The following is a 17873-nucleotide window of genomic DNA, read 5'->3' as shown; positions in this document are numbered from 1 at the left end:
ATCCGGCGGCTTCGTTTATTGTTATTTACATAATTCGGCATCATGATTAATGATATTTCATATCATGGATTTATGATTAATGTCCGTAATACACAAAAACAGCGCCAGGCTACGTGATGAAGAACGTGCCCGCCTGATCTGGCTGCTGACCACTGATAAAGCCATTATTTCAACGTTGTTGGGCAAGCTTACCCTGGCTGAGCAATATGATGTCGGTACGCTGGCCGACGATATTGCTGAGGTAGGGGCGCTGGTGGCGCATTTGCCGCCACCCGATCTGGCCGATACCCTCGAAGCCTTACCCTCCGAAGAACGTCACGCGCTATGGCGACTGATCCAAAGCGACAAGCGTGGTTATGTGCTGCTGGAGGCGTCTGAAAACGTCTGGGACGATCTGATCGATGAAATGTCGGACAGGGAATTGCTCGACGCGCTGCAATACCTCGACATCGACGAGCAGATTTACGTCGTGCAGCATTTACCGCGTAACCTGACTGGTCGACTGCTGGCGACGTTACCGGCGGAAGAGCGGGCGCGCGTACGCCAGGTGATGCACTACGAGAAGAACCGCGTCGGTGCGATCATGGAGTTCGAGGTCATTACCGTGCGCCCGGACGTGACGCTGGAGGTGGTACAGCGCTACTTGCGACGGCTGGGTAAAATGCCGGAGAACACCGATAAACTCTTCGTCACCGACCGCAATAAAGTACTGGTGGGCGAGCTGACGTTAACCTGCATTCTGCTGAACGACGTGCAGCGCAAAGTCAGTGAGGTGATGGAAGACGATCCGCTGACCTTTTCCCCGGAAGATATCGCCGAGCACGCCGCGCGTACCTTTGAACGTGATAACCTGGTCAGTGCGGCGGTGGTGGACCCAACCGGCAAGCTGATGGGGCGTTTAACCATCGATGAGATCGTCGATGTGGTGTATGAAGAAACGGACACCGATCTGCGCCGGATGGGGGGCTTAAGCGCCGGAGAAGATGTCTTTGCCCCGGTTACCAAAGCGGTAAAAACCCGTTGGGCCTGGCTGGCCGTCAATCTCTGTACCGCGTTTATCGCCTCGCGCGTCATTGACGGTTTTGAACACACGATTTCACAGCTGGTGGCGCTGGCCTCGCTCATGCCCATCGTGGCGGGGATTGGCGGCAATACCGGTAATCAGACCATCACCATGATTGTTCGCGCGCTGGCGCTGCAAAACATTCAGCCAGGAAACCTGACGTTTCTGATCCTGCGTGAAATGGGCGTGGCGGTGATTAACGGGCTGGTCTGGGGCGGGATTATGGGCGGCATCACCTGGTGGTTGTACGATGACATGGCGCTCGGCGGCGTGATGACCCTGGCGATGATGCTTAATCTGTTAATGGCAGCGCTGATGGGGGTGATTATTCCAATGACTATGGTCAAGCTGGGGCGCGACCCGGCGATCGGCTCAAGCGTGATGATCACCGCCATCACCGACACCGGCGGGTTCTTTATTTTTCTCGGTCTGGCGACGCTGTTTTTGGTGTAGTCGGGCGTTTGCCTCTGACGATGCGCGGCAGGACCAGCATCGTCAATACCCCGGCAACCACGCCAATAGCCAGGTTGCCGGTCGACACCGTTGCGGCAACGGTAATCAGCATCACCAGCGTTTCGCTGACCGGCATTTTCGCCAGTGTTGCGGGCTGGATGCTGTGCCAGCTGAAGGTTTTCACCGCCACAATCACCATAATCCCTGCCAGTACCGACATGGGTATTTTCGCCATCACCTCGCTTAACGCGGTGACCAACAGCAGCAATACCAGCCCGGCGGCAAAGGTGGAAACACGGCTGCGTCCTTTACCCATCTCAACGTTAACAATCGTTTGACCAATCATCGCGCATCCGGCGATGCCGCCATAAAAACCGGCCAGAATATTGGCTATCCCCAGTCCGGTACTCTCGCGATTCTTATTCGACGGCGTGACCGTCAGATCGTCAACCAGTCGGGCAGTGAGCAGAGACTCCATCAAGCCGACAAAAGCGATACTCAGCGCGCAGGGCCAGATAATGGCCAGCGTGTGCAGATTGAGCGGCACGAATAGCTGCGTGAATCCGGGTAATCCACCGCCCATTGCGCCTTCGTCACCGACGGTCGGCAACAGCTGCCCGCTGGTTACGGTGAAGACCGTCAGCAGCACGATGGCAATCAGTGGCGCGGGAATGCTTTTAATAAACCGCGGTACCCACAGCACAATCAGCAGCGTCAGAACAAACAGGCCCCAAATCAACGGGCTTTTACTCCAGAAGTGCGGAACCTGTGCAAAGAAGATCAAGATGCCCAGCGCGTTAACAAAACCGGTCATCACGGCTGTTGGGATAAAACGCATCAGACGCGCCATCCCCAATACGCCAAACAGGATTTGGATAACCCCGGCCAGCACCACGGCTGGCAGGATGTACTGTACGCCGTGCTGATGCACCATTGGGCCAATCACCAGCGCCACCGATCCGGCAGCGGCGGTCACCATGGCCGGACGTCCGCCTAAGAAGGACATTGCCAGGCACAGGACAACCGAGGCTATCAGGCTGACTTTAGGGTCCACGCCGGCGATGACAGAAAAGGAGATCACTTCCGGGATAAGCGCCAGCGCTGTGACCACGCCGGCCAGCGTTTCGCGCATCAGCAGGCGGGGTTGACGCAGCACAACGCCGACGGAATGTTCCGCCACAGCGGCAGGGGATGAATGAGTTGCAGACATAGTTACTCTCAGGTCAGAAATGGCCTGATAACAGCAGACCGGCAGGCATCCGTGCGGTGAATAGCAAAGCGCTGCATAGTACCCGCCTGACGGGCAGGTTTCCAGAAATGATTGTCAATAACCGTATAAAGAATCAACCTATTAATAACATTTTTAAAATTTAAACATAAATTATAAACAATATTTTATTATTTTTTACTTAAGTGTTACCGTTAACCCGCAATATTTTCACCTGCAATAAAAGCGAAAAAGCGATACTAAAAGTAAGGCATTAACATGATGAAAAAAGTGACAGCCATGCTCTTCACCATGGCGTTAGGGCTGAACGTTGTCTCTATGGCGGCACAAGCGAAAGCGACGGAAGAGCAGGAAACGGATGTACTGCTAATTGGCGGCGGCATCATGAGCGCCACGTTAGGCACTTATTTACAGGAGCTGGAACCCAATTGGTCAATGACCATGGTTGAGCGACTGGATGGTGTGGCCGAGGAGAGTTCAAACGGCTGGAACAACGCCGGTACGGGCCACTCTGCTCTGATGGAATTAAACTACACGCCGAAAAAAGCCGACGGTACCATCAGCATTGAAAAGGCCGTTGAAATTAACGAAGCCTTCCAGATTTCCCGCCAGTTTTGGGCCTATCAGGTCAACAACGACGTGATGCATGACCCGCGTTCATTTATCACCACCGTGCCACATATGAGCTTTGTCTGGGGTGATGAGAACGTCAACTTCCTGCGTGCGCGTTATAAAGCCCTGCAGCAAAGTTCGCTGTTCCGTGGCATGCGTTACTCCGAAGATCACGCCCAGATCAAAGAGTGGGCGCCGTTGGTGATGGAAGGACGCGATCCAAACCAGAAAGTGGCGGCAACGCGTACCGAGATTGGGACTGACGTCAACTATGGCGAAATTACACGCCAGCTGATCGCCTCGTTACAGAAAAAGCCTAATTTTGCGCTGCAACTCAGTACTGAAGTACGGGGCTTTAAGCGTAACGCCGATAACAGCTGGACCGTCACGGTTGCCGATCTGAAAAACAACGCAGCGGAACGCGACATCAAGGCGAAGTTTGTCTTTATCGGCGCCGGTGGCGCTGCGCTGAAACTGTTGCAGGAAACCGACATCCCGGAAGCGAAAGGCTACGGCGGATTCCCGGTTGGCGGCCAGTTCCTGGTGGCGGAAAACCCGGATGTGGTGAATCGCCATCTGGCGAAGGTTTACGGTCAGGCTTCTGTCGGCGCACCGCCAATGTCCGTTCCGCATATTGATACCCGCGTTCTGGATGGTAAACGCGTGGTGCTGTTCGGGCCGTTTGCGACCTTCTCCACCAAGTTCCTGAAAAACGGTTCATTGTGGGATCTGCTGAGTTCTACCACCACCTCGAACGTTATGCCGATGATGAATGTGGGTCTGGATAACTTCGATCTGGTGAAATATCTGGTCAGCCAGGTGATGCTCAGCGACGACGACCGTTTTGCTGCGCTGCAGGAATACTACCCGCAGGCGAAGAAAGAAGACTGGCGTTTGTGGCAGGCTGGCCAGCGCGTGCAAATCATCAAAAGTGATGAAGACAAGGGCGGCGTGCTGCGTCTGGGGACCGAAGTGGTGAGCGACAAAGACGGCACGATTGCCGCACTGTTGGGTGCATCACCGGGCGCGTCAACGGCGGCACCGATCATGCTGCATCTGATGGAAAAAGTGTTTAAAGATAAAGTCGCCAGCCCGCAATGGCAGGCGAAGCTGAAAACGATTATTCCGTCTTACGGCACCAAGCTGAACGGTAACGTCGAGGCCACGGAACAAGAGCTGCAGTACACCAGTGGCGTTCTGGGTCTGAAATACGATAAACCGCAGGTGGCTGATGAAACGCCTCAACCGCAGTTAAAACCTCAGGCTCAACCGCAGCCAGAGCAGAAAGCGGTTGCGGATATCGCACTGTAAATAAAATGCCGGATGGCGCTGCGCTTATCCGGCCTACAGCACGCTACACGTAGGCCGGATAAGGCGGTACGCCGCCATCCGGCACATTCTCATTTATCGCGCGACTGCGTCCTGAATCTTCTCTTCTGCTTTCCAGATACGGTATTTTACTTCTACGTTTTCCGGGGTGTAGACCACAATCGGTAATTTGCTGTTGTAACGCAACATACCGTCGTCACCCAAATGAGCGGTAATAAACTTCTTCTCTTTCTTGCCGTCCGGGCAGGCCATCATGGTTGACACCGGAGAGGTAACTTTGTCGACTACGTAGTAGTCGTAACCCCAACCTTCCAGCGTTTTGCTGTCCAGTTCTCCGCCCAGGCGATGCTGGTTGCAGTCAACCTCCAGCGTTTGGCCGATCAGCAGTTCTACCTTGAGAGTAGATTCATCATTCTCAGGAGTAAGCTGGATAACCTGGCGTTTCATCCCTTTGTCTGCTTTCGGATACGGGGCGACTTTTTCCAGCGGCTGATCGGGAGTATCACTGGTTGCTGCCCATGCAGAGGTGCTGGCAAACGTGGCTAGCAGGATGGCAGGGACGATGGTCTTCATCTTATTGTTCACAGTGTTTCCTTTCTTCTGTCTTCTGAACGTGTTTGTCGCAGGTTAGCATATTCACATGCGCTATTAATCTAAATTTACTTATATTTAAAGTGCATTGGTTGAGTGTTTAATTGTTAAATAGTGATATGTTCTAAGAATTATCTTATTTTTAAGATTATTCTCTTGGGTGTGCTTTCGTTATATAACTGTTTATATAACTCATTGAAATGTGAGTAAAAGCGCGTTTTTTTATCTCAACTCCACTCTCTTTTGATCCGGCAACAGCATTTACCCCAATTGGGGTATGCACCTCTAACACATCCTGAAATATCTTACTGTTAAAAATAACTACTCATAAATAGTGCGGTTACTTATTGTCGTTCAACCCGCTCAGGGAGAGCGTCATTTATGGAAGGACAATGTCATGGTTGATTTATCCCGTCGAGGCATGTTGACAGGTAGCTGGCGTAACGCCAGTACGGGGATCCGTCCGCCGTGGAGCATGGAAGAATCTCACTTTCTGGCGCATTGCCTGCGTTGTGACGCCTGCGTCCAGGCGTGTGAAACCGGCATCCTGCAGCGAGGCCAGGGCGGTTTTCCGAGCGTAAATTTCAAACACGGCGAGTGCAGCTTTTGTTACGCCTGCGCAGAGGCCTGTCCCGAATCACTCTTTCTTCCGCGCCACACCAGGGCCTGGGATCTGAATGTTACGATCGGTGAAAACTGTCTCGCCAATCAATCTGTAGAGTGCCATCGCTGTCAGGATAGCTGTGAACCCATGGCCATTACCTTTCGCCCCACGCTGTCCGGTATATATCAGCCACAGCTCGACAATCAAGCCTGTAGCGGATGTGGTGCGTGTGTCGCGACCTGTCCGGTATCAGCCATTAATGCGGAGTACCACCATGGACACTAACTGGCAGGTTTGCAGCCTGGTCGTTCAGGCCAAAAGTCAGCACATCAACGATATCGCTACGCAGTTACGTACATTTCCAGGTTGTGAAGTTGCACTCAGCGATGTGGAAAGCGGCCAACTGATTGTGGTGGTAGAAGCAGAACACAGTGAAACACTAATGAAAACAATTGAGTCAGTGCGCAACGTTGCGGGCGTACTGGCGGTGTCGCTGGTTTATCACCAGCAGGATGAGCAAGGTGAGGAAACACCATGAAACTCAGTCGTCGTAGCTTTATGAAAGCTAACGCCGTTGCGGCCGCTGCGGCGGCTGCCGGGTTAAGCGTGCCGGGCGTTGCCCGCGCGGTAGTCGGTCAGCAAGAAGCGATCAAATGGGACAAAGCCCCGTGCCGTTTTTGCGGTACTGGCTGTGGCGTATTGGTTGGCACCCAGCAAGGCCGTGTTGTGGCATGCCAGGGTGACCCGGAAGCGCCGGTTAACCGTGGACTTAACTGTATTAAAGGGTATTTCCTACCCAAAATCATGTACGGAAAAGACCGTTTAACGCAGCCAATGCTGCGCATGAAGGACGGTAAATATCACAAAGAAGGCGAGTTCACCCCGATTAGCTGGGATCAGGCCTTTGATGTGATGGAAGAAAAATTCAAAACGTCGCTGAAAGAGAAAGGACCTGATGCCATCGGCATGTTTGGTTCCGGTCAGTGGACCATCTGGGAAGGCTACGCCGCCGCGAAGCTGTTCAAAGCCGGTTTCCGTACCAACAATATCGACCCGAACGCACGTCACTGCATGGCGTCGGCGGTGGTGGGCTTTATGCGTACCTTTGGTATGGATGAGCCGATGGGCTGCTATGACGATATCGAACATGCGGATGCGTTCGTGCTGTGGGGTGCGAACATGGCGGAGATGCACCCAATTCTGTGGTCGCGCATCACTAACCGTCGTCTGTCCGATCCCAACGTCAACGTTGCGGTTCTCTCTACCTATCAGCATCGTAGCTTTGAGCTGGCAGATAACGGCATGGTCTTCACGCCGCAAAGCGACCTGGTGATCCTCAACTATATCGCCAACTATATCATTCAAAACAATGCGATAAACCAGGATTTCTTCAGCAAACACGTTAACCTGCGCAAAGGTGCGACGGATATTGGCTACGGCTTACGCCCAACGCATCCGCTGGAAAAAGCCGCGAAAAACCCAGGTTCCGATGCGTCTGAGCCGATCAGCTTCGAAGAGTACAAGGCGTTTGTTGCGGACTATACGCTGGATAAAACCGCAGAAATGACCGGCGTGCCGAAAGATCAGCTGGAACAGCTGGCGCAACTGTATGCCGATCCGAAGAAGAAAGTTATCTCCTACTGGACGATGGGCTTTAACCAGCATACTCGCGGCGTATGGGCCAATAACCTGGTCTATAACCTGCACCTGCTAACCGGCAAAATCTCTCAGCCTGGCTGCGGACCGTTCTCGCTGACCGGTCAGCCTTCCGCCTGTGGTACCGCCCGTGAAGTGGGGACGTTCTCTCACCGTCTGCCTGCGGACATGGTGGTGACTAACGAGAAGCACCGCGATATCTGTGAGAAACACTGGAATATTCCGACCGGCACCATCCCGGCGAAAGTCGGTCTGCACGCCGTGGCGCAGGACCGTGCGCTGAAAGACGGCAAGCTGAATGTCTACTGGGTGATGTGTAACAACAACATGCAGGCCGGGCCAAACATCAACGAAGAGCGTATGCCGGGCTGGCGCGATCCGCGCAACTTTATCATCGTGTCCGATCCGTACCCGACCGTCAGCGCTCTGGCTGCCGACTTGATCCTGCCGACCGCAATGTGGGTGGAAAAAGAAGGGGCCTACGGTAACGCCGAACGTCGTACTCAGTTCTGGCGTCAGCAAATTAAAGCGCCGGGTGAAGCGAAGTCTGACCTGTGGCAAATGGTGCAGTTTGCCCGTCGTTTCAAAACCGAAGAGGTCTGGCCGGAGGAACTGCTGGCACAGAAACCGGAGCTGCGCGGTAAAACGCTGTACGACGTGCTGTTCGCCACGCCTGCGGTGACGAAATTCCCACTGACGGAACTGGCTGACGATCAGCTGAACGATGAATCCCGCGAGCTGGGCTTCTATCTGCAAAAAGGGCTGTTCGAAGAGTACGCCTGGTTTGGTCGCGGTCATGGTCACGATCTGGCGCCATTTGACGATTATCACAAAGCGCGCGGTTTACGCTGGCCGGTGGTCGACGGTAAAGAGACCCAGTGGCGCTACAGCGAAGGTAACGACCCTTACGTGAAGGTGGGCGAAAGCTACAAGTTCTATGGCAAGCCGGATGGCAAAGCGGTCATCTTCGCGCTGCCGTTTGAACCCGCCGCAGAAGCGCCGGATAAAGAGTATGACCTGTGGCTCTCCACCGGTCGCGTGCTGGAGCACTGGCACACCGGCAGCATGACGCGCCGCGTGCCTGAACTGCACCGTGCCTTCCCGGAAGCCGTCCTGTTTATTCATCCGCTGGATGCGAAAGCCCGCGATCTGCGTCGTGGCGACAAGGTGAAAGTGGTTTCCCGTCGTGGCGAAGTGATTTCGATTGTTGAAACCCGCGGTCGTAACCGTCCACCGCAGGGGCTGGTGTACATGCCGTTCTTTGACGCCGCACAGCTGGTGAACAACCTGACGCTGGATGCGACGGATCCGCTCTCTAAAGAGACGGATTTCAAGAAGTGCGCCGTGAAGCTGGCGAAGGTGTAACGCGTTATGTCCCGGTCAGCAAAACCCCAAAATGGCCGCCGCCGCTTTCTGCGCGATATGGTTCGCACAGCGGGCGGGCTGGCAGCCGTTGGCGTGGTGCTGGGGTTGCAACAGCAAACTGCACGTGCAACTGGCGTGCGGTTGCGTCCGCCAGCGGCATTGAGTGAGGACGCCTTTGCCAGCGCCTGCGTGCGCTGTGGACAGTGCGTTCAGGCGTGTCCCTATGACACGCTGAAACTGGCGACGCTGGCCTCCGGGCTGGCGGCCGGTACACCGTATTTTATCGCTCGCGATATTCCCTGCGAAATGTGTGAAGACATCCCGTGCGCCAAAGTCTGCCCCAGCGGCGCGTTGGACAAGGAAATTGAATCGATCGACGATTCACGCATGGGGCTGGCGGTATTGCTGGATCACGAGAACTGCCTTAACTATCAAGGGCTGCGCTGCGATGTCTGTTATCGCGAATGTCCAAAGATAGACGAGGCCATCACCCTGGAACTGGATCGCAATATGCGCACCGGTAAGCACGCGCGGTTTATTCCGACCGTGCACAGCGATGCGTGCACCGGATGCGGTAAATGCGAAAAGGTTTGCGTGCTGGAACAGCCGGCAATAAAAGTGCTGCCGCTGTCGCTGGCGAAAGGGGAGTTGGGACACCATTACCGCTTCGGTTGGCTGGAGGGGAACAATGGCAAATCGTAAACGTGATGCCGGGCGTGAAGCGCGGGAGAAAAAAGGCTGGTGGCGCAGCCACCGTTGGCTGGTGCTGCGTCGTCTGACGCAGTTTTTGGTGCTGGCGATGTTTCTCAGCGGCCCGTGGTTCGGGGTGTGGATCCTGCATGGCAATTACAGCAGCAGCCTGTTGCTGGATACCATCCCATTCACCGATCCGCTGATTACGCTGCAAAGCCTCGCCAGTGGTCATCTGCCCGCGACCGTAGCGTTAATCGGTGCTGCACTTATTACGGGGCTGTATGCCCTGGCCGGTAAGCGGTTGTTTTGCAGTTGGATCTGCCCAATGAACCCGGTCACTGATTTGGCAAGTGTGTTACGCAGAAGGTTTGACCTGAATCAGTCTGCGACTATTCCGCGCCATATACGGTACGTCCTGCTGGTCGTTATCCTGGTGGGATCCGCGCTGACCGGTACGTTGCTGTGGGAGTGGATAAATCCGGTCTCTTTGCTGGGACGTAGCCTGGTAATGGGATTCGGTAGCGGTATCCTGCTGATTATTGCACTGTTTTTATTTGATTTGCTGGTTGTTGAGCATGGCTGGTGCGGGCACCTTTGCCCATTAGGCGCGCTGTATAGCGTGCTGGGAAGCAAAGGGGTGTTAACCGTGTCAGCGAAAGAACGCGAGAGATGTAACCGCTGTATGGATTGTTTTCATGTTTGCCCGGAACCGCATGTGCTACGTGCCCCGGTGCTGGATGAGCAAAGTCCGGTGCAGGTAACCAGTCGCGATTGCATGGGTTGCGGTCGCTGTGTGGATGTCTGTTCTGAGGATGTTTTTACAATAACAACACGATGGAGTTCGGGAGCGAAATCATGAAAAGCCATGACCTGATTAAAGCGCTGAGTCAAATGGCGGCCGCGCTGGCCCTGGTAGTGAGTGGGGCCGTTTGGGCTGCAAACGGAGTGGATCTGAGCCAGTCACCGGAAGTCTCGGGGACCCAGGAAGGGGCGATTCGCATGCCGAAAGAGCAGGAGCGTATGCCGCTGAACTATGTTAACCAGCCGCCGATGGTCCCGCACAGCGTTGACGGTTACCAGGTAACGACCAACACCAACCGCTGCCTGCAATGCCACGGCGTCGAAAGCTATCGCACCACCGGCGCGCCGCGCATTAGCCCGACGCACTTTATGGATAGCGATGGCAAAGTACTGGCGGAAGTCGCGCCGCGTCGCTATTTCTGTCTGCAGTGCCATGTCCCGCAGGCGGATGCTGCACCGATTGTCGAAAATACCTTCACCCCCTCGAAAGGTTACGGGAAATAAGAGGTCATTATGGAAAATTCTAACCGTAAACCAGGCTGGATTAAGCGCGTCTGGCAATGGTGGCGTCGCCCCAGCCGTCTGGCGCTCGGCACGCTGTTGTTAATCGGCTTTGTGGGCGGCATTATTTTCTGGGGCGGCTTTAATACCGGTATGGAAAAGGCCAATACGGAAGAGTTCTGCATTAGCTGTCACGAAATGCGCAACACGGTATACCAGGAATACATGGAAACCGTACACTACAACAACCGCAGTGGTGTACGAGCTACGTGTCCTGATTGCCACGTCCCGCACGAGTGGGGCCCGAAAATGATCCGTAAGATCAAGGCCAGCAAAGAACTGTACGCGAAAGCACTGGGGTTGATAGATACACCGCAAAAATTTGAAGACCATCGTCTGACGATGGCGCAAAATGAATGGCGGCGTATGAAAGACAATAATTCGCAAGAGTGTCGTAACTGCCACAACTTCGAGTTTATGGATTTAACTGCCCAGAAAGGCGTGGCGGCTAAAATGCATGACCAGGCCGTAAAAGAAGGGCAAACGTGTATTGACTGTCATAAAGGGATTGCACACAAACTGCCTGATATGCGCGAAGTCAAACCGGGCTTTTAACAGGATGTAAATAATCAGGATGCTTGAAGCCAGAGAACTGCTCTGTGAGCGAGATGACAGAATACTGTTTAGCGGGCTGTCATTTCGCGTTAACGCAGGGGAATGGGTGCAAATTACCGGAAGTAACGGTGCGGGGAAAACGACCCTGTTGCGGTTGCTTACCGGGCTGGCTCGTCCTGATGCCGGAGACGTTCTCTGGCAAGGTCAACCGCTGCATCAGGTGCGGGACAATTTCCATCAGGAACTGCTGTGGATCGGACATCAGCCGGGGATAAAAACCCGGCTTTCGGCGTTGGAGAATCTGCGGTTTTTCCATCATGATGGCGATATCGCCCAGTGTCTGGAGGCGCTGGCGCAGGCCGGTCTTGCCGGATATGAAGATATTCCGGTCAATCAGCTCTCCGCCGGGCAGCAGCGTCGTGTTGCGCTGGCTCGCCTGTGGCTAACCCGCGCCCGACTGTGGATCCTCGATGAACCGTTCACTGCGATTGATGTTAATGGCGTTGAGCGCCTCACCCAACGTATGGCACAGCATACGGAGCAGGGCGGCGTTGTTATTCTGACGACTCACCAACCTCTCAATGTAGAAACCAATAAAGTGCGGCGCATCGCGCTGACCCGCGAGAGGACAGCGCAATGATGTGGCGAATTTTCCGTTTAGAACTGCGGGTTGCGTTTCGTCATAGTGCGGAGATCGCCAATCCGTTATGGTTCTTCCTGATTGTGATTACGTTATTCCCGCTGAGCATTGGCCCAGAGCCACAGCTGCTGGCGCGCATTGCGCCGGGGATTATCTGGGTGGCGGCATTGCTGGCGTCGTTGCTGGCGCTGGAACGCTTATTCCGTGATGACCTGCAGGACGGTAGCCTTGAGCAGTTGATGCTGTTGCCGTTACCGTTACCGGCTGTGGTGCTGGCGAAGGTGATGGCGCATTGGGTAGTGACCGGTCTGCCGCTGCTGATCCTCTCACCGCTGGTGGCGTTGCTGCTGGGCATGGATATGTACGGGTGGCAAATTATGGCGCTGACGCTGCTGCTCGGCACGCCGACGCTGGGTTTTCTCGGGGCACCGGGTGTGGGGTTAACGGTGGGTTTGAAGCGCGGCGGCGTATTGTTAAGCGTACTGGTGCTACCGCTCACGATTCCATTACTGATTTTTGCTACCGCCGCGATGGACGCTGCCTCAATGCACTTACCCGTTGAAGGCTACATGGCGATTTTGGGCGCACTGTTGGTTGGTAGCGCAACGTTAAGTCCGTTTGCGACAGCGGCGGCGCTACGTATTAGCGTGCAGTAACTGTAGGCCGGATAAGGCGCAAGCGCGGTTATCCGGCACCAAGGTAATTTCATTTGTTTTGCTTGAGTCTGGTGACTGAACTATGTGGAAAATACTTCATCAACTGGCGATGCCCCCACGGCTCTATCAGATCTGTGGCTGGTTTATCCCGTGGCTGGCCATTGCCAGCGCAGTGGTACTGGTAACGGGCTGGATCTGGGGATTTGGCTTTGCACCCGCGGATTATCAGCAGGGGCAGAGTTATCGCATCATCTACCTGCACGTCCCGGCGGCAATCTGGTCGATGGGCATTTACGCCTCAATGGCGGTTGCCGCGTTTATCGGCCTGGTCTGGCAGATGAAAATGGCCAACCTGGCGCTGGCGGCGATGGCGCCCATTGGTGCGGTGTTTACCTTTATTGCCCTGGTGACCGGTTCTGCATGGGGTAAACCGATGTGGGGAACCTGGTGGGTGTGGGATGCCAGGCTCACCTCTGAACTGGTGCTGCTGTTTCTCTACGTTGGGGCGATTGCGCTGTGGCACGCCTTTGATGACCGCCGTGTAGCAGGGCGTGCCGCGGGGATTCTGGTGCTGATTGGCGTGGTGAACTTACCGATCATTCACTACTCGGTAGAATGGTGGAATACGCTGCACCAGGGGTCAACCCGTATGCAGCAAAGCATCGACCCGGCGATGCGCACGCCACTGCGTCTGGCGATCGTCGGTTACCTGTTACTGTTTGTCACGCTGACGCTGATGCGCATGCGTAACCTGATTTTGTTGATGGAAAAACGCCGCCCGTGGGTGAGTGAACTGATCTTAAAAAGAGGCCGCCAATGACCCCTGCATTTGCATCCTGGAGTGATTTTTTCGCCATGGGCGGCTACGCCTTGTATGTCTGGCTGGCCGTGGCGATGAGCGTTATTCCGCTGACGGTGCTGGTACTGCATTCCGCGCTACAGCACCGCGCGATTTTACGCGGCGTGGCGCAGCAGCGGGCAAGAGAATCCCGCATGCGTGCGGCGCAAGTACAACGGGAGGCGGCGTGAATATTCGACGTAAAAATCGGCTATGGATAGCCTGTGCGGTACTGGCGGGTCTGGCATTGACCATCACGCTGGTGCTTTACGCGCTGCGTTCCAATATCGACTTGTTCTATACGCCGGGCGAAATCCTCTACGGCAAGCGTGAAACCCAGCAGATGCCAGAAGTTGGCCAACGCCTGCGCGTGGGTGGCATGGTCATGCCGGGCAGTGTAAAGCGTGACCCGCAATCGCTGAAGGTGAATTTCAGCATCTATGATGCCGAAGGCGTGGTGGATGTGACGTATGAAGGCATCCTGCCGGATCTGTTCCGTGAAGGGCAGGGCGTCGTTGTTCAGGGTGAGCTGGGCGAGGGGAATCATGTTCAGGCCAAAGAAGTTCTCGCCAAACATGATGAGAATTACACCCCGCCGGAAGTCGAAAAAGCTATGCAGGAAAACCATCGTCGCCCGGAAAGTGTGTATAAGGATAAAACGTCATGATGCCTGAAATTGGCAACGGGCTGCTGTGCCTGGCGCTTGGCGTCGCATTGCTGCTCTCGGTTTATCCGCTGTGGGGCGTTGCGCGCGGCGATGTACGGATGATGGCCTCTGCACGGCCCTTTGCCTGGCTGTTGTTTATCTGTGTGATGGGCGCGTTTTTGGTGTTGATTAACGCCTTTGTGGTCAATGACTTTACCGTCACCTACGTCGCCAGTAACTCCAATACCCAGCTTCCGGTCTGGTATCGTGTGGCAGCCACGTGGGGCGCGCATGAAGGCTCGCTGCTGCTGTGGGTGCTGCTTATGAGTGGCTGGACCTTTGCCGTGGCGCTGTTTAGTCAGCGTATGCCGCTGGATATCGTCGCCCGTGTGCTGGCGGTGATGGGGATGGTTAGCGTCGGCTTCCTGCTGTTTATTCTGTTTACCTCCAACCCGTTTGCCCGCACGTTGCCGGACTTCCCGATAGAAGGGCGCGATCTGAACCCGCTGTTGCAGGATCCGGGGCTTATTTTCCACCCGCCGCTGCTGTATATGGGCTATGTCGGCTTCTCCGTTGCCTTTGCTTTTGCCATTGCGGCGCTGATGAGCGGGCGTCTGGACAGCACCTTTGCCCGTTTTTCGCGCCCGTGGACGCTGGCGGCGTGGGTGTTTCTGACGCTGGGTATTGTGCTCGGTTCGGCCTGGGCTTACTACGAGTTGGGCTGGGGCGGCTGGTGGTTCTGGGATCCGGTAGAGAACGCCTCGTTTATGCCGTGGCTGGTAGGGACGGCGCTGATGCACTCCCTGGCCGTTACGGAACAACGCGCCAGCTTTAAGGCCTGGACGCTACTGCTGTCGATCTGCGCGTTCTCGCTGTGCCTGTTGGGGACGTTCCTCGTGCGCTCGGGCGTACTGGTGTCGGTACATGCCTTCGCCTCCGACCCGTCGCGCGGGATGTTTATCCTGGCCTTTATGGTGCTGGTGATTGGTGGTTCACTGCTGCTGTTTGCGGTACGTGGGCATAAGGTTCGCTCGCGGGTCAATAACGCGCTGTGGTCGCGTGAATCGCTACTGCTGGGGAACAACGTTCTGCTGATTGCCGCCATGCTGGTAGTGCTGCTGGGCACGCTGTTGCCGCTGGTGCATAAACAGCTGGGACTGGGCAGTATTTCGATTGGTGAGCCGTTCTTCAATACCATGTTCACCTGGCTGATGGCGCCGTTCGCGCTGTTGCTGGGGATTGGGCCGCTGGTGCGCTGGGGACGCGACCGACCGCGCAAACTAAAAACGTTGCTGATTATCGCTTTTGTCACCACGCTGGTACTGTCCGTGTTGCTGCCGTGGCTGTTTGAAGACCGCATTGCCGCGATGACCGTCGTCGGAATGGCGATGGCCTGCTGGATATTTGTGCTGGCCATGTCTGAGGCAGTCCTGCGTATTTCACGTGGCACGAAGCTGACGCCGAGTTACTGGGGTATGGTGTCGGGTCACGTAGGGCTGGCCGTCACCATTGTCGGTATTGCGTTTAGCCAGAACTACAGCGTTGAGCGCGATGTGCGCATGAAGGCGGGCGATAGTGTCGGCATTCATGATTACCAGTTCACCTTCCGTGAAGTGAAAGATATCACCGGTCCTAACTATCGCGGCGGTGTCGCGATTATTGGCGTCACGCGTGACGGCAAACCGGAAGCGACGCTGCATGCGGAAAAACGCTTTTATAACAGCACCAGCTCGATGATGACCGAGGCGGCCATTGACGGCGGATTTACCCGTGACCTGTACGCGGCGCTGGGCGAGGAGCTGGACAACGGCGCATGGGCCGTACGTCTGTATTACAAACCGTTTATTCGCTGGATTTGGGCCGGAGGGTTACTGATGGCGCTGGGCGGATTGTTCTGCCTGTTTGATCCGCGCTATCGCCAGCGCACGCGTCCCCGCACTGCCGGGCAAGAAAAAGCGCCGGAGGCTGTATGAAGCGCAACGCACTGTTAATTCCGTTTATTATTTTTCTCGTGATTGCCGCAGCGTTGCTGTGGCAGCTGGCACGTAACGCGCAGGGCGACGATCCTACAAATCTGGAGTCGGCGCTGATCGGTAAACCGGTGCCGACATTCCGTCTGGAGTCGCTGGAGAACCCGGGTCAGCATTATCAGGCCGATGTGCTTACGCAGGGCAAGCCGGTACTGCTTAACGTCTGGGCGACCTGGTGTCCGACCTGTCGCGCTGAACATCAGTATCTGAACCAGCTTTCAGCGCAGGGCATTCGGGTTGTGGGTCTGAACTACAAAGACGATCGCCAGAAAGCTATCGTCTGGCTGAAAGAGCTGGGTAATCCGTATGCGCTGAGCCTGTTTGACGGCGACGGGATGCTGGGTCTGGATCTGGGGGTGTACGGCGCGCCGGAAACGTTCCTGATCGACGGGAAAGGCATTATTCGTTACCGCCATGCCGGTGATTTAAACGCCAGGGTGTGGGAGAGCGAGCTCAAACCGTTGTGGGATAAGTACAGTAAGGAGGCCGCGCAATGAGGTTTTTACTGGGCGTGCTGATGCTGATTGTCTCAGGTTCGGCGTTGGCCACTATCGATGTAATGCAGTTCAAGGACGAAGCGCAGGAGCAGCAGTTCCGCCAGCTTACCGAGCAGCTGCGTTGTCCAAAATGTCAGAACAACAGCATTGCTGATTCGAACTCGATGATTGCCACCGACCTGCGTCAGAAAGTGTATGAGCTGATGCAAGAAGGGAAAAGCCAGAAAGAGATCGTCGATTATATGGTGGCGCGTTATGGCAACTTCGTGACCTACGATCCGCCGCTGACACCACTGACCGTACTGCTGTGGGTGATGCCGCTGGTGGCGATTGGTCTGGGAGGCTGGATTATCTTCGCCCGCTCTCGTCGTCGCGTTCGCCTGAAGCAGGAAGAATTTCCTGACGATACCACACCGGATGGCACGCGGGGTGGATGGTGGCTGTTTGCACCTGGCGTGGTGGTGGCGCTTGTGGTGGGTGCGGTGAGCTATTATCACACCGGTAATTATAAACAGGTAAAAGTCTGGCAGCAGGCCACCGCCCAGGCTCCGGGGTTGCTGGAACGCGCGTTGGATCCGAAAGCCGAGCCGCTGAATGAAGAGGATATGACGCGCCTGGCGCTGGGGCTGCGTACGCGGCTGCAATCTGACGCCGGAAACGTTGAAGGCTGGATCATGCTCGGGCGTATTGGCATGGTATTAGGCAATGCCAGTACGGCGACCGAAGCCTACGCTAACGCTTACCGGCTGGATCCGAAAAATAGCGATGCCGCGCTGGGTTATGCGGAAGCGTTGACCCGTTCCTCCGATCCGGACGATAACCGCCGGGGTGGAGAACTGCTACGTCAACTAGTCAGAAGCGATCATGCCAACGTCCGTGTGCTGAGCATGTATGCGTTTAATGCGTTTGAGCAGCAGCGCTTCGGTGAAGCGGTCGCCGCGTGGGAGATGATGCTGAAATTATTACCTGCCAACGATACCCGCCGCTCGGTGATTGAGCGCAGCATTAAACAAGCGCTGGAACAGCTGTCGCCGCAGGAGAAATAAGCGTGGAAG

General features: G+C 55.4%; 19 protein-coding genes. 17 read left to right on the top strand and 2 right to left on the bottom strand.

Going from position 1 to position 17873, the window contains the following annotated elements; all coding sequences use genetic code 11:
* Positions 1-79 precede the first annotated feature (79 nt).
* Positions 80-1516: a magnesium transporter gene (gene mgtE, locus QNN86_RS02245; RefSeq protein WP_414210559.1), complete on the top strand. Its 1437-nt coding sequence runs from the start codon at positions 80-82 to the stop codon at positions 1514-1516.
* On the opposite strand, the gene QNN86_RS02240 is transcribed toward mgtE, so the two are convergent.
* Positions 1479-2726, bottom strand: a complete 1248-nt coding sequence (locus tag QNN86_RS02240; protein WP_182269516.1) for a SulP family inorganic anion transporter — start codon at positions 2724-2726, stop codon at positions 1479-1481. The two genes, mgtE and QNN86_RS02240, sit on opposite strands and share 38 nt — an antisense overlap.
* A gap of 279 nt (positions 2727-3005) precedes the next feature.
* On the opposite strand from QNN86_RS02240, the gene mqo reads away from it, so the two are divergent.
* A complete protein-coding gene (gene mqo, locus QNN86_RS02235) occupies positions 3006-4667 on the top strand; it encodes a malate dehydrogenase (quinone) (RefSeq protein WP_279278104.1) in 1662 nt (553 codons plus the stop codon).
* Between the two features lie 93 nt (positions 4668-4760).
* Here mqo and eco read toward each other — a convergent pair whose 3' ends face one another.
* Positions 4761-5258, bottom strand: coding sequence for a serine protease inhibitor ecotin (eco, locus tag QNN86_RS02230; RefSeq protein ID WP_182270837.1), 498 nt, complete (start codon positions 5256-5258; stop codon positions 4761-4763).
* Between the two features lie 415 nt (positions 5259-5673).
* Between eco and napF the strand changes: the two genes are divergently transcribed.
* The 15 genes from napF (at position 5674) to QNN86_RS02155 (ending at position 17864) form a co-directional block, all read left to right on the top strand.
* On the top strand, positions 5674-6165 hold the full coding sequence (gene napF, locus QNN86_RS02225; RefSeq protein WP_096756428.1) for a ferredoxin-type protein NapF: 492 nt from the start codon (positions 5674-5676) through the stop codon (positions 6163-6165).
* Entirely contained in the window at positions 6155-6418 is a 264-nt protein-coding gene (gene napD, locus QNN86_RS02220; protein WP_096756429.1) for a chaperone NapD, read from the top strand. Before napF ends, napD begins: the two co-directional genes overlap by 11 nt.
* Complete coding sequence (napA, locus tag QNN86_RS02215; protein WP_414210558.1) at positions 6415-8901, top strand: nitrate reductase catalytic subunit NapA; 2487 nt, start codon at positions 6415-6417, stop codon at positions 8899-8901. Before napD ends, napA begins: the two co-directional genes overlap by 4 nt.
* A 6-nt stretch (positions 8902-8907) precedes the next feature.
* Positions 8908-9603, top strand: coding sequence for a ferredoxin-type protein NapG (gene napG / locus QNN86_RS02210; RefSeq protein WP_414210557.1), 696 nt, complete (start codon positions 8908-8910; stop codon positions 9601-9603).
* On the top strand, positions 9590-10453 hold the full coding sequence (napH, locus tag QNN86_RS02205; RefSeq protein ID WP_181498427.1) for a quinol dehydrogenase ferredoxin subunit NapH: 864 nt from the start codon (positions 9590-9592) through the stop codon (positions 10451-10453). Before napG ends, napH begins: the two co-directional genes overlap by 14 nt.
* The gene (napB, locus tag QNN86_RS02200; RefSeq protein ID WP_096756433.1) at positions 10450-10899 is read left to right on the top strand and encodes a nitrate reductase cytochrome c-type subunit; all 450 of its coding nucleotides are present in this window, start codon (positions 10450-10452) and stop codon (positions 10897-10899) included. Before napH ends, napB begins: the two co-directional genes overlap by 4 nt.
* A gap of 9 nt (positions 10900-10908) precedes the next feature.
* Complete coding sequence (gene napC, locus QNN86_RS02195; RefSeq protein ID WP_096756434.1) at positions 10909-11511, top strand: cytochrome c-type protein NapC; 603 nt, start codon at positions 10909-10911, stop codon at positions 11509-11511.
* A gap of 13 nt (positions 11512-11524) precedes the next feature.
* Positions 11525-12151: a cytochrome c biogenesis heme-transporting ATPase CcmA gene (gene ccmA / locus QNN86_RS02190; protein WP_414210653.1), complete on the top strand. Its 627-nt coding sequence runs from the start codon at positions 11525-11527 to the stop codon at positions 12149-12151.
* Positions 12148-12807 (top strand): heme exporter protein CcmB, encoded by a 660-nt coding sequence (ccmB, locus tag QNN86_RS02185; protein WP_045445367.1) that lies wholly within the window; start codon positions 12148-12150, stop codon positions 12805-12807. The genes ccmA and ccmB overlap by 4 nt, the downstream gene beginning before the upstream one ends.
* Positions 12808-12889: 82 nt before the next feature.
* The gene (locus QNN86_RS02180) at positions 12890-13627 is read left to right on the top strand and encodes a heme ABC transporter permease (RefSeq protein ID WP_181637829.1); all 738 of its coding nucleotides are present in this window, start codon (positions 12890-12892) and stop codon (positions 13625-13627) included.
* Positions 13624-13836 (top strand): heme exporter protein CcmD, encoded by a 213-nt coding sequence (gene ccmD, locus QNN86_RS02175; protein WP_414210556.1) that lies wholly within the window; start codon positions 13624-13626, stop codon positions 13834-13836. Before QNN86_RS02180 ends, ccmD begins: the two co-directional genes overlap by 4 nt.
* On the top strand, positions 13833-14312 hold the full coding sequence (gene ccmE, locus QNN86_RS02170) for a cytochrome c maturation protein CcmE (RefSeq protein WP_096756438.1): 480 nt from the start codon (positions 13833-13835) through the stop codon (positions 14310-14312). Before ccmD ends, ccmE begins: the two co-directional genes overlap by 4 nt.
* Positions 14309-16264, top strand: a complete 1956-nt coding sequence (locus QNN86_RS02165) for a heme lyase CcmF/NrfE family subunit (RefSeq protein ID WP_414210555.1) — start codon at positions 14309-14311, stop codon at positions 16262-16264. Before ccmE ends, QNN86_RS02165 begins: the two co-directional genes overlap by 4 nt.
* Positions 16261-16818 carry a thiol:disulfide interchange protein DsbE gene (dsbE, locus tag QNN86_RS02160; RefSeq protein WP_096756440.1) on the top strand — a complete coding sequence of 186 codons (558 nt, stop codon included), beginning with the start codon at positions 16261-16263 and terminating at the stop codon, positions 16816-16818. The genes QNN86_RS02165 and dsbE overlap by 4 nt, the downstream gene beginning before the upstream one ends.
* Positions 16815-17864, top strand: coding sequence for a cytochrome c-type biogenesis protein CcmH (locus QNN86_RS02155; protein WP_117343445.1), 1050 nt, complete (start codon positions 16815-16817; stop codon positions 17862-17864). The genes dsbE and QNN86_RS02155 overlap by 4 nt, the downstream gene beginning before the upstream one ends.
* Positions 17865-17873 lie beyond the last annotated feature (9 nt).

This window comes from Citrobacter sp. C348 (assembly GCF_047467975.1).
In the GTDB taxonomy this organism is placed as follows: Bacteria; Pseudomonadota; Gammaproteobacteria; order Enterobacterales; family Enterobacteriaceae; genus Citrobacter; species Citrobacter gillenii.
Note: the sequence above shows the minus strand (reverse complement) of the source record. Positions and strands in the feature narration are given on the sequence as shown.

Excerpts from the sequence above, each read along its gene's own strand:
- napB (WP_096756433.1), top strand. The coding sequence starts at position 10,450 with ATGAAAAGCCATGACCTGATTAAAGCGCTGAGTCAAATGGCGGCCGCG.
- ccmB (WP_045445367.1), top strand. The coding sequence starts at position 12,148 with ATGATGTGGCGAATTTTCCGTTTAGAACTGCGGGTTGCGTTTCGTCAT.
- napD (WP_096756429.1), top strand. The coding sequence starts at position 6,155 with ATGGACACTAACTGGCAGGTTTGCAGCCTGGTCGTTCAGGCCAAAAGT.
- QNN86_RS02165 (WP_414210555.1), top strand. The coding sequence starts at position 14,309 with ATGATGCCTGAAATTGGCAACGGGCTGCTGTGCCTGGCGCTTGGCGTC.
- eco (WP_182270837.1), bottom strand. The coding sequence starts at position 5,258 with ATGAAGACCATCGTCCCTGCCATCCTGCTAGCCACGTTTGCCAGCACC.
- napH (WP_181498427.1), top strand. The coding sequence starts at position 9,590 with ATGGCAAATCGTAAACGTGATGCCGGGCGTGAAGCGCGGGAGAAAAAA.
- napF (WP_096756428.1), top strand. The coding sequence starts at position 5,674 with ATGGTTGATTTATCCCGTCGAGGCATGTTGACAGGTAGCTGGCGTAAC.
- QNN86_RS02155 (WP_117343445.1), top strand. The coding sequence starts at position 16,815 with ATGAGGTTTTTACTGGGCGTGCTGATGCTGATTGTCTCAGGTTCGGCG.
- QNN86_RS02240 (WP_182269516.1), bottom strand. The coding sequence starts at position 2,726 with ATGTCTGCAACTCATTCATCCCCTGCCGCTGTGGCGGAACATTCCGTC.
- napG (WP_414210557.1), top strand. The coding sequence starts at position 8,908 with ATGTCCCGGTCAGCAAAACCCCAAAATGGCCGCCGCCGCTTTCTGCGC.
- mgtE (WP_414210559.1), top strand. The coding sequence starts at position 80 with ATGTCCGTAATACACAAAAACAGCGCCAGGCTACGTGATGAAGAACGT.
- dsbE (WP_096756440.1), top strand. The coding sequence starts at position 16,261 with ATGAAGCGCAACGCACTGTTAATTCCGTTTATTATTTTTCTCGTGATT.
- napC (WP_096756434.1), top strand. The coding sequence starts at position 10,909 with ATGGAAAATTCTAACCGTAAACCAGGCTGGATTAAGCGCGTCTGGCAA.
- QNN86_RS02180 (WP_181637829.1), top strand. The coding sequence starts at position 12,890 with ATGTGGAAAATACTTCATCAACTGGCGATGCCCCCACGGCTCTATCAG.
- ccmD (WP_414210556.1), top strand. The coding sequence starts at position 13,624 with ATGACCCCTGCATTTGCATCCTGGAGTGATTTTTTCGCCATGGGCGGC.
- napA (WP_414210558.1), top strand. The coding sequence starts at position 6,415 with ATGAAACTCAGTCGTCGTAGCTTTATGAAAGCTAACGCCGTTGCGGCC.
- mqo (WP_279278104.1), top strand. The coding sequence starts at position 3,006 with ATGAAAAAAGTGACAGCCATGCTCTTCACCATGGCGTTAGGGCTGAAC.